This window comes from Lentzea sp. NPDC059081, from assembly GCF_042738015.1.
GTDB lineage: Bacteria > Actinomycetota > Actinomycetes > Mycobacteriales > Pseudonocardiaceae > Lentzea.
In genome coordinates this window covers 174,665-184,676 of record NZ_JBHYGW010000005.1, presented here as the reverse complement: position 1 = coordinate 184,676, position 10,012 = coordinate 174,665, and the positions used below count along the sequence as shown (strand labels likewise).

At 74.1% G+C, this 10,012-nt stretch carries 7 protein-coding genes; 2 read left to right on the top strand and 5 right to left on the bottom strand.

Annotated features, from left to right (window positions below; genetic code table 11):
- Positions 1 to 117: 117 nt before the first annotated feature.
- Positions 118 to 2,730, bottom strand: coding sequence for an AAA family ATPase (locus ACFWV3_RS13995; protein WP_382411500.1), 2,613 nt, complete (start codon positions 2,728 to 2,730; stop codon positions 118 to 120).
- 200 nt (positions 2,731 to 2,930) lie between these two features.
- Positions 2,931 to 3,704 carry an esterase/lipase family protein gene (locus ACFWV3_RS13990; RefSeq protein WP_382411499.1) on the bottom strand — a complete coding sequence of 258 codons (774 nt, stop codon included), beginning with the start codon at positions 3,702 to 3,704 and terminating at the stop codon, positions 2,931 to 2,933.
- A 132-nt stretch (positions 3,705 to 3,836) separates the two neighbouring features.
- Here ACFWV3_RS13990 and ACFWV3_RS13985 point away from each other — a divergent pair, with 132 nt between their 5' ends.
- Both ACFWV3_RS13985 and ACFWV3_RS13980 read left to right on the top strand, forming a co-directional pair.
- Positions 3,837 to 4,088, top strand: coding sequence for a hypothetical protein (locus ACFWV3_RS13985; protein WP_382411498.1), 252 nt, complete (start codon positions 3,837 to 3,839; stop codon positions 4,086 to 4,088).
- 97 nt (positions 4,089 to 4,185) lie between these two features.
- The gene (locus ACFWV3_RS13980; RefSeq protein ID WP_382411497.1) at positions 4,186 to 5,325 is read left to right on the top strand and encodes a glutamate--cysteine ligase; all 1,140 of its coding nucleotides are present in this window, start codon (positions 4,186 to 4,188) and stop codon (positions 5,323 to 5,325) included.
- A 184-nt stretch (positions 5,326 to 5,509) separates the two neighbouring features.
- Here the strand turns inward: ACFWV3_RS13980 and ACFWV3_RS13975 are convergent, their stop codons facing one another.
- From ACFWV3_RS13975 to ACFWV3_RS13965, 3 genes are all read right to left on the bottom strand, one after another.
- Positions 5,510 to 5,686 (bottom strand): CsbD family protein, encoded by a 177-nt coding sequence (locus ACFWV3_RS13975; RefSeq protein ID WP_382411496.1) that lies wholly within the window; start codon positions 5,684 to 5,686, stop codon positions 5,510 to 5,512.
- Between the two features lie 113 nt (positions 5,687 to 5,799).
- Positions 5,800 to 7,233 (bottom strand): WGR domain-containing protein, encoded by a 1,434-nt coding sequence (locus ACFWV3_RS13970; RefSeq protein ID WP_382411495.1) that lies wholly within the window; start codon positions 7,231 to 7,233, stop codon positions 5,800 to 5,802.
- Between the two features lie 81 nt (positions 7,234 to 7,314).
- A complete protein-coding gene (locus tag ACFWV3_RS13965; RefSeq protein ID WP_382411494.1) occupies positions 7,315 to 9,999 on the bottom strand; it encodes an AAA family ATPase in 2,685 nt (894 codons plus the stop codon).
- Positions 10,000 to 10,012 lie beyond the last annotated feature (13 nt).

Genomic DNA, 10,012 nt, shown 5'->3' with positions numbered 1-10,012 from the left:
CCCCGACCTGGTTGCAGCGAGAGCTGGGCACGGCTCGTGACGGGACCCACCCCACCGGAACCTCCCGTTTCAAGCCACAAGCGCTCGGCTTCGCCGTCGCCTTCGGTGAGATCGCAGTCACGCTTCGCCGAGCCCGTCCCTGAGCTGCCGGCGCGAGTGGATGCCCAGCTTGCGGTAGATGTTGCGCAGGTGGGCGTCGACCGTGCGGGGGCTGAGGAACAACCGGGCGGCGACCTCCTTGGACGTCGCCCCGGTCGCCACCAGCCGCGCGATGTGCTGCTCCTGCGCGGTGAGGTCGTCGGTGGCCGGCGCGGACCGGCTGCGGGCGACCTCACCGGTGGCCTGCAGCTCCCGCGCCGCCCTGGCCGCGAAGGCCTCCATCCCGATGGAGGACAACAGGTCGTGGGCCGTCCGCAGCTGGTCGCGGGCGTCGATCCGCCGGCCGCCGCGGCGCAGCCACTCGCCGTAGAGCAGGTGGGCCCGTGCCAGGTACGGCTGGGCGCTGGTGGCCGAGAGGAGGTCCACGGCCTCGCGGTAGTCGTCCTCGTCGTGGGACACCAGCGCCCGTGCGCAGGCCGCGACGCCGAGTCCCCAGGCGGTGCCCGCCGCCGACGTCCGTTCGGTGAGGTCCTCCAGCGCCACGACGGCGGCCTTGTCCTCGCCGCACCGGACCGCCGCCTCGACCAGTTCGGGCAGCGCGATGCCGGCGAGGTAGAGGTCACCCGGTTCCACGGCCCGCCTGGCCGCCTCCAACGCCGCCGGGTAGTCGCCGATCGCGTTGTGCACCAGGGCGGCCGCCCAGTGGTCGTTCGCCACGAGCCGGCCCTCCAGACCGGCACCCGTGCCGTGCCCGACCAGCTCGGCCCGGCGTCCCCGCATCGCGCTGAGGTGCAGCTGCGCGTAGGTGAGCGACGGGAGGCCCAGCGCGTCGGCGACGGCCTCCTCCTCGACGATGGCGGACGTCGCCGCGCCGAAGTCGCCCGTGTGCACGGCCATGACGGCCGTCTGCGCCAGTCCCAGCCGCAGCAGGAACGGTGACCCGCCCTCCCGGCCGGACCGCATCAGCCACTCGGTGACGCTCGCGTGCACGTCGGCGTCCCACAGCTCACCCGCGAGCATCGTGGCCAGCGCGGGGTGCTTGGTCCACAGCAGACCGTCGAACACCCGGCGCAGCAGGGGAGCGGCGGCCCGCCTCCCGTCGGTCGCGAGTACGACGAGCGCGTTCACCACGTCCGGCGCCGGTGGCAGCGTCCTGGCCTCGCGCACGACCGCGTCCATGACCCCGCTCGCCCGTCCCACCAGCAGGCTCATCTCGAACGCGTCGAGCACGCGCTCCCTGGCGGCCACGCCGGTCAGGCGCCGTGCCGCACCGAGCACGAACCCCGGCCCGTCGTTCTCGACGTCGCGGGCGAGCGCCACCTGCCCGCGCAGCACGTCGGCGCGCGCGAGCTGGGCGGCGTCGAGCACGGTCACGTCGACCGTGCCGAGCAGTCCGGCGGCCACGTCGACGGCACCGGCCTCGAACTTCGCCCGGCCGGCCGCGAGGGTGCGCTCCGCCCGCAGCAGCGGGTCCAGCGACAACGCCGCCGCCCGCTCCAGGAACGCCGCCGCGGCCGCGACACCGCCACGGGAGCGCGCGCGGGACGCCGACCGCTCCAGCTCGGCAGCCACGTCGTCGTCCGGCCCGGTCGCGGCCTGCGCGCGGTGCCACGCCCGCCGGTCGGGGTCGGTCCCGGCGTCCGTGGCGGCGGCGAGCGCGAGGTGCGCGGCCTGCCGTTCGGCGGGCTCGGCGGCGAGGTAGGCGGCGGACCGGGCCAGCGGGTGGCAGAACCGCACCCGCGTCGACAGGCTGACCAGCCCGGACGCCTCGGCCACCGCGCCGGCGGCCGACACGCCCAGCTGGGCGGCCGCGGCCCACATCAGCCCCGGCTCGCCCGTGGGATCGGCTCCGGCGACGGTCAGCAGCAGCCGCGCCTCGGCCGGCAGCGCGGCGACCCGGCTGCGGAAGCTGGCCTCGACGGCACCGGGCACCGACGTCACCTCCGGCAGCGCGAACCCGCCCGCCTTCGGCAGCTCCAGCAGCGCCAGCGGGTTGCCGCGCGCCTCCGCGAGCAGCCGTTCCCGCACCTTGCCGTCGACCGGCCCGTCCGCCACCAGCTCCCGCGCCGCGGCGTCGGACAGGCCACGGACCTCCAGGCAGGGCAACGTGGTCAGCACGCCCGCGCCGGGTGCCCGCACCGTGAACACGATCGCGACGGGATCGGCCGACAGCCGCCGCCCGAGGAACCCGAACACCTGGTGAGACGCCTCGTCCGCCCAGTGCGCGTCGTCGACCAGGCAGAGCACCGGCGTGCGGGCGGCCGCGGCGGCGAGCAGGTCCAGGACGGCCAGCCCGATCCGCAGCACGTCCGGCGTGCCGAGCGCCAGTCCGAACGCGACCTCCAGCGCCCCGCGCCGTTCGTCCGGCAGTTCGGGCAACCCGCCGAGCAGCGGCACGCACAGCTGGTGCAGCGCGGCGAACGGGAACTCGCTCTCGAACTCCGTTCCGGACGCCTCCAGCACCTCGAACCCCGCGGCCTGCCGCACGTGGCCGAGCAGCGCGCTCTTGCCGATGCCCGCCTCGCCGCGCAGGACCAGTGCGCCACCGCGTCCGTCGCGGGTGGCGGCGAGAAGACCGTCGAGGCACCGGATCTCGTCGTCGCGACCGAGGAGACGCGGGGGAGTCGTCACGGGTCGAACGGTACCCGGCGACAGGCTGTCACCGCGGCGGACCAGGTCGCCAGGGGCACGTTTGCGCGCAGCCGGCGGGGGTTATCCCGCCGGGGCGCTGACGGCGTCGTTCAGCCGCGGAGGCCTGCGGGCCGGTCGAGTTCGGAGGTCACCGTGGACAACCGGGATTTCGCCGCTTTCGGGTCCTCCGCCGCAGTCGGTCAGCCGGTGGGGCGCAGGTCGTAACGGCGTTCCGCCCACTCCGCCAGGCGCGGCCGCAGCGCCAGGTACACGTCGGGGTCGAGGCCCATGCCGGTGTGCGTGCTGTGCACCTCGACGCAGTCGGCCGACGGGTCGAGGCACAGCTCCCACGGCACGATGCCGTCGGACTTCGAGTACACCGACACGGCCGGCATGCCCGCGGGCAGCGGTGCCGTGATCGACCGGACGTTGTCCTCGTAGCAGGTGCCGTGCAGGCAGTCGGCGTTCATCAGGCCGCGGAAGCCGACCGAGGCGAGCCGGGCCAGCGCCTTGGCCGCGAGCATCACGTGCGGGTGGGCGCCCGCCGGGTCGAGCAGCGGGCTGCCGAGCATCACCAGGCCCGACACCAGGTCCGGGCGGCGTGCGGCGGCGAGGCGGGCGAGTCCACCACCCCGGCTCTGGCCGAGCAGGACCACCGGGCCGCCGGTGGCCTCCGCGTGCTCGACGACTCGGCGTTCGACCCGGTCGACCAGCTCGGAGGTGCAGCCCACGTTGAAGCCGATACCGGCACTCGTGGGCATGTACCCCCTGTCGCGCAACCACGTCGTGGCGAAGGTGAGGCTGAAGTCGTTGGCCCCGAAGCCGGGCACCAGCACCACGCCAAGGCCCGCGCCCTCCTGCGGGTCCGCGTCGCGCCAGACGCGGTGGCGCAGCAGGCGGGGGATCGTGAACGCCGCGACGGCGACGTGCTCCCGTGCGAGTGCCCGCAGTCCTCCGGCAGCACTTGTCGTCATCGTCGCTCCATTCCTCCGTGTTCCGCTGTAATAACCACGGCGTGCACAGGCAAACAGCGAGCACCGTCACGTTTGCCCGCGGTGCTCGCCGTTCCCGGTTCGGGGGTGCGGCGCGCGGGGTATGCCGAGGACATGGCGATTCCGGTGGAGGACCTCAAACAACTGCTCCAGTCGCCCCGTCCCGAGGCGACGCTCGTGCACGTCGTGGGCAGCTACGTCGTGGCGGGCAGGGACGAGCTCGCGACCAGGGCCATGCGCGGCGCGGTGCCCGTGGTCACCAGGGACGAGCTGCTGGACCGCGTGGGCGGCTGGCCGGTCACCGACGAGGAGCTCGAGACCGAGGCCGCGAAGCTCACCGCCGCCGTGGACAACAGGGGCGGCTGACGGGCGGCGTTTTCCCCGTGGCGTGCAGGGGTATTCGCCGGTCCCGATTCCCCCGCGGCGCGCTAGGGCGCCATGAGCAGGATGGTGAGACGTGGAGATGACCCCTCCGAAGGACGTGTGGGGGCCGACGCTCGGTGTCGAGGAGGAGTTCCTCCTGGTGGACCCGGTCACCGGTGCGCCGGTGAACCTGGCGGACGAGGTCGTCTCCATCGCGCGCGACCAGCTGGGGCTCGAGCTGGAGCACGAGCTGACCGGCGCGCAGGTGGAGATCAACACGTCGGTGTGCCAGGACGTGGAACAGGCCCGGCGCGAGCTGCTGGAGACGCGCCGGTCGGTGGCGGAGGCCGCGCGACTGGCGGGCTGCCGGGCCGTGGCGGTGGGCGCGCCGCCGTTGGGCGACGCGACCGGTGAGGTCACGGACAGCCTGCGGTACCGGCGGATCGCCCGCGAGTTCGGCGCGCTGGCCGAGCAGCAGCTGATCTGCGGCTGCCACGTGCACGTCGCCGTGCCGGACCGCGAGACCGCGGTGCAGGTGTGCAACCACGTCCGGCCCTGGCTGCCGGTGCTGGCCGCGGTGACGGCGAACTCGCCGTTCTCCGGCGGCGAGGACACCGGCTTCGCGAGCTGGCGGTCCACGGTGTGGTCGCGGTGGCCGGTCTCCGGCCCGCCGCCGGTGTTCACCTCGTGGGCGCACTACGAGGAAGTCTGCGACACCATGATCACGGCGGGCACCGCCCTGGACCGGGCGATGGTGTACTGGGACGTCCGCCCCGCCACGGACCTGCCGACCGTGGAGGTCCGGGTCTCCGACGTGGCGGCGACGGTGGACGACGCGGTGCTGCTGGCGGCACTGGTCCGGGCGCTGGTGGCCCAGGCCGTCGTCGACGTCGAACGCGGCGTCGAAGCCTCGCCGGTGCCGCAGGAGGTCTTGCGGCAGGCGTGCTGGAGCGCCGCCAACGAAGGCTTGGGCGGCGAGATCCTGGACGTGCTGGCCGGCGAACCGCGTCCGGTGCGCGACCAGCTGGACGACCTGGTGCGCCGGCTGACCCCGGTGTTCGAGGCGAACGGCGACCTGCCCGCGGTGCAACGAGGTCTGCGGTTGCTGGACCGCGAGGGCGGCGGTGCGGACCGGCAGCGCCGTGCGTTCCGGGGCGGTCAGGTCGAGTCGCTGCTGAGCGTGGTGGACGTGGACAACGCGGACCGCACGGAGACCGCTGAGGAGACCGCCGCGTCCTGAGTGGACTCGTGAACGGAAAGCGAGGCCCCGCACCGAGGTGCGGGGCCTCGCGCTCGTGGTGGGTGAGACAGGTAGGTGACGCCCAGAAGCGCCGAACCGCCGGACCTGTCCCAGAAATGCCGAAACGGGGCGTGCACCAGTGGTGCGCGCCCCGTTTTCGCTGTTCGGGCAGTCCCTCGCGGGATCAGTCCTTCTTGAAGGCGTCCTTGACCTTCTCGGCCGCCTCCTTCAGGTGGCCCTTGCCCTGCTCCGCTGCGCCCTCGGCCTGCAGGCCCGGGTCGTCGGTCGCGTTGCCGACGCCTTCCTTGACCTTGCCCTTGAGCTGGTCGCCCTTGGCCTCGAGCTTGTCATCGGCACCCATGTTGTCCTTCCCCGACACCTGAACCTCAGGTGCGACTCACTGGGTGGGTGCCCTCGAGCGGCGGTTCCGACACGTCTTTTTCGCGTTGGTCACAGCAGGTTTTCCGCGAGGTGTCAGAGGAGGCGCTTGATCTCGCCCCTCGCCCGGTAGAAGCCGCCGCTCGCGGAGGTGTGGATCTCCGTGACCACGTAGCGGGCGCCGGGGACGCGGATGTCCTTCGGGAACTGCACGGCTCGGGCGCGGTCGTAGCCCTCGGAGACCACGTGCACGCGCAGGCGGCCGTTCTCCTGCACGCACTCCACCACGACGCCGCCGGTCGGCACCGCGCTCGCCACCACGGTCTCGACCTCGGCGGTGGCCTCCACGCGCTGCCAGTGGTCGGCCTTGATGTCGTTGCGCTGCGGCAGCTCACCCTGCTCGGCGGCGTGGATGGCGGCCGGGCTCGCGTCGATGCACGCCAGCGAGCCGTCGGTCGTGACGATGTAGAGGCGTTCGTCGCGGTACTGCATCGAGTACGCCGAACCGCAGCCCGTGCCCAGCTTCCACAGACGCGTGCCGTCCGCGGCGAAGCAGTAGACCGACGAGTGGTTGTCGCCCGCGAAGACGTAGCCGCCGTCCGGCGACGTGGCGCACGAGAAAACCGCGGCGTCGCAACGATAACGCGCCGTCTCGCGGCCGTCGGCGCGGGACAGGCGGTGCACCCAGCCGCGGCTCGTGCCCGCGAACACCTCGGCCGGCTCCTGCCAGCCGAACAGCACCGCACCCGTGGTCTCGGCGTGCCACACCGGATCACCGGTGCGGGCCGCGTAGTGCGTGACGCCGTCCGAGTGGCCGTGGAACACGCCTTCCGGCGCGCAGCGGACCATCCACGCGCTGTTTCCGCCGCTGCGGCGCGACCACTGGAACTCGTCCTCGTGGTCGACGATCGTGATGCCGCCCTGGCGGTCGGACACGCCGAGCACGCCGTCGTCGATGTCGAGCCAGTAGATGTCGACGTCGTTCGCGATCTCGTACGCGACCCGCGGGACCTTGCCGCCCAGGTCGTACACGCGGCCGTCGTCGCAGCCCGCGTAGATCCAGAAGTCGTCCGCCACGATGCACTTCACGCCGTCGGGCAGGCCGTAGCGGCCGGTCACCCGGCCGTCGTGCGCGAGGGTGAACACGTCACCGCGCTGGTTGCCGACCCACGCCTCGTCCTCGCCGATGAAGATGCCGAACGCGGGCGCGCCCGAGTGGAAGCGCCACAGCACCGGGGCCTGCCGCGCGCTCGACCGCACGCTGGTGATCTCGCGCCGGGTGATGGCGCGCCGCTGCCGCTGGCCCTTCACCGCGGGCGCGTAGCCCTTGCGCACCTTCTCGCCGATCTTCTTCTCGGCTGCCTGCACGGCCTTGACCGTGTCGGCGAACGTCGACGTGCGCGTCGAGCCGCGCTCGCCGATGCGGCCGAACGTGATGGTGACCGTCGTGTTCTCGACGACCACCTCGTAGAACTTGTGCGCACTGCCGCCGGTCTCCGACAGCTCCAGGTACGTGGTGGCAGCAGCCACGGTCTTCCCCCTCGTGTTGATCAGCTGGGACGACCGTAGCAACGGGGTCTGACAATTCCCGTCGTGCCTGGTGGGAGCCGGTCAGGAAGGCGAGTCGCCGAGCACTCCGGGGTGGTCGCGCAGCTGCCGCCGCGACGTCACGCCGAGCTTGCGGAAGATCTCCCGCAGGTGTGCGTCGACCGTGCGCTTGCTGATGAACAGCTCGGTGGCGACCTCGTTCGACGTGGCCCCCGCCGCGACCAGCCTGGCGACGGCGACCTGCTGCATCGTCAGCTGCTCGTGGGCGGCGGCCGCGGTCCGGCGCTCGACGCGGTGCCCCGCGGCCCGGATCTCGCCGGCGGCCCTCGCGGCGAACGCCTCCGCTCCCGACGACGACAGCAGCGCGTGCGCCGTCCGCAGCTCCCGCAGGCTGTCCTTCGCGCGGCCCTGCCGGCGCAACCACTCGCCGTGGAGCAGGTGCGCGCGGCCCTGGTACGGGCGCAGGGGAGTGTCCCGCAGGCAGTCGACGGCCTCGCGGAAGTCGTCCTCGACGCCCGTCACGAGACCCCTGGCGTACGCGGTGACGCCGCGGCCGAGCAGCGTGCCCGCGGCCAGCGTGCGTTCGGTCAGCGCCTCCAAAGCCCTAGCGGCCTCTGCGGTCTCACCGCACTTCACGGCGGCCTCGACGAGTTCGGGCAGAGCGGCGCCGGTGAGGAAGAGGTCGCCGTGCCCGGTCGCGGCCCTTGCGGCCGACAAAGCGGCGGCGTGGTCGGCGAGACCGTTGTGCAGCAAGGCGGCCGACCAGTGCATGCTCGCCACGTGCCCGCCTGGTGCGGAACTCGCGTGGAGCAGCTCCAACGTCTCCTCACGACGGCCCCGCAGCGCGGCCAGCGGCAGGCGGTGGTGCAGCGCCGGCGGCTCGCCCATCGCGTCGGCGAGCGCCTCCTCCTCGGCCGTCGCGGCGAGCGCCTCGCCCACGTCACCGGTGAGGGTCGCGCAGGTGGCCTGCTGGGCGTGGGCGAGCCTGAGCAGCAGCGGCGAACCCGACTCGCGGCCGGCCAGCAGGAGCCAGTCGGCGATCGCGGCGTGGGTGTCGAAGTCCCACAGCTCCGAGCTGATCACCGACGCCAGCGCGGGGCGCCGGCTCCACAACGGACGGCCCTCGCCGTGCAACGCCGTGCGCAACAACGGGAACGCCGCCGTGCAGCCGTCCTCGGCCAGGACCAGGAGCGCTTCGAGCAGGTCCGGCCGGGTCGGTGCGGGAGCGAACGCGCGCGCGGCGGTGAGGACCTCGTCGACGACCCCGCCCGCCCTGCCGACGACCAGGCTCATCTCCAGGGCGTCGAGGAAGCAGTCCCGCGCCCGGTCGGGGTCCAGCGCGGACAACCGCCGGGCCGCGCTGACCGTCCACGACGGACCGGTGATGTCGCCGGGGTGGGTGAAGGCGATCCGCCCGCGCAGCAGCTCGGCGCGGGCCCGGCGGACCTCGTCCAGCGCGTCGGTCGAGACGGTCGCGAGGAGGTCGGCCGCGCGGTCGGCGGCGCCCGCCTCGACGCAGGCCTCCACCGCGGCCAGCGTCCGCTCGACCCGGCTGCCGGGGTGCGCCGACAGGGCGACCGCGCGTTCGAGGAACGCGGCCGCGGCGGCGACGCCTCCCCGCGCCCTCGCCCGTGACGCGCAGTGCTCCAGGTCCATCGCGACCTTCTCGTCCGGTCCCGCGCACGCCTGGGCGCGGTGCCAGGCCCGCCGGTCCGGTGCGGTGAGCGAGTCGGTGGCGTCGGCGAGCGCGCCGTGGGCCGTGCGCCGCACGCCGTCCGGCGCGGCCCGGTAGACCGCCGACCGGGCCAGCGGGTGGCAGAAGCGGATGCGCGCGGCGAACTCGACCAGCCCGGTCGCGGCCGCGCCGGCGCCGGCCACCGGCACGTCGACGCCCAGTGCCTCGGCGGCGGGCCACAGCAGGCCGGGATCGCCGGTGGGGTCCGCTGCGGCGACGGTCAGCAGCAGGCGCGCGTCGTCGGAGAGGCCCGCGAGCCGCTCCCGGAACCCCTCCTCGATCCGCGACGGCACCGAGGACGCCGCCGGTGGGGCGAACCCGCCGGCCAGGGGCAGCTCCAGCAGGGCGAGCGGGTTGCCGTTCGCCTCGGCGACGAGCCGGTCCCGGACGCGGTCGTCGAGCGGGAACGGGCTCCGCGCGGCCAGCAGCGCCCTGGCGTCATGGCCGCTCAACCGGCCGACGTCGAGCCACGGCAGCTCGGTCATCTCCCCGGCCGCGGACGGCGAGCGCAGCGCGAACACGACGGCGACGGGATCGGCGCCGACCCGGCGGGCGAGGAAGGCCAGCACCCGCGACGACGCCGCGTCGAGCCACTGCGCGTCGTCGACGGCGCACAGGACCGGCCGCGCACCGCCGGCGGCTGTCACGAGCTCCAGGACCGCCAGCCCGACCTGGAACGGCGTCGGCGTGCCGGCTGCCAGGCCGAACGCGATCCGCAGCGCCTCACGCCGTTGCACCGGCAACGCGTCCACGTGGTCGAGCAGCGGTGCGCACAGCTGGTGCAGGGCCGAGTAGGGCAGCTCCTGCTCGAACTCGGACCCGTCCGCCCGCAGCACCTGGAACCCGTCGGCGGCCCGCACCGCGTGCGCCAGCACCGTGCTCTTGCCGATGCCCGCCTCGCCACCGAGGACGAGCGCGCCGCCCCGGCCGGCCCGCGCCGCGGCGACCAGTTCCTCGACCCGGCGGCACTCGCCGTGCCGGCCGATCATCGCCACGGCGGCTGGACTGGTCATGCCGTCCATTGTG

Excerpts from the sequence above, each read along its gene's own strand:
- ACFWV3_RS13990 (WP_382411499.1), bottom strand. The coding sequence starts at position 3,704 with ATGACGACAAGTGCTGCCGGAGGACTGCGGGCACTCGCACGGGAGCAC.
- ACFWV3_RS13985 (WP_382411498.1), top strand. The coding sequence starts at position 3,837 with ATGGCGATTCCGGTGGAGGACCTCAAACAACTGCTCCAGTCGCCCCGT.
- ACFWV3_RS13980 (WP_382411497.1), top strand. The coding sequence starts at position 4,186 with ATGACCCCTCCGAAGGACGTGTGGGGGCCGACGCTCGGTGTCGAGGAG.
- ACFWV3_RS13975 (WP_382411496.1), bottom strand. The coding sequence starts at position 5,686 with ATGGGTGCCGATGACAAGCTCGAGGCCAAGGGCGACCAGCTCAAGGGC.
- ACFWV3_RS13965 (WP_382411494.1), bottom strand. The coding sequence starts at position 9,999 with ATGACCAGTCCAGCCGCCGTGGCGATGATCGGCCGGCACGGCGAGTGC.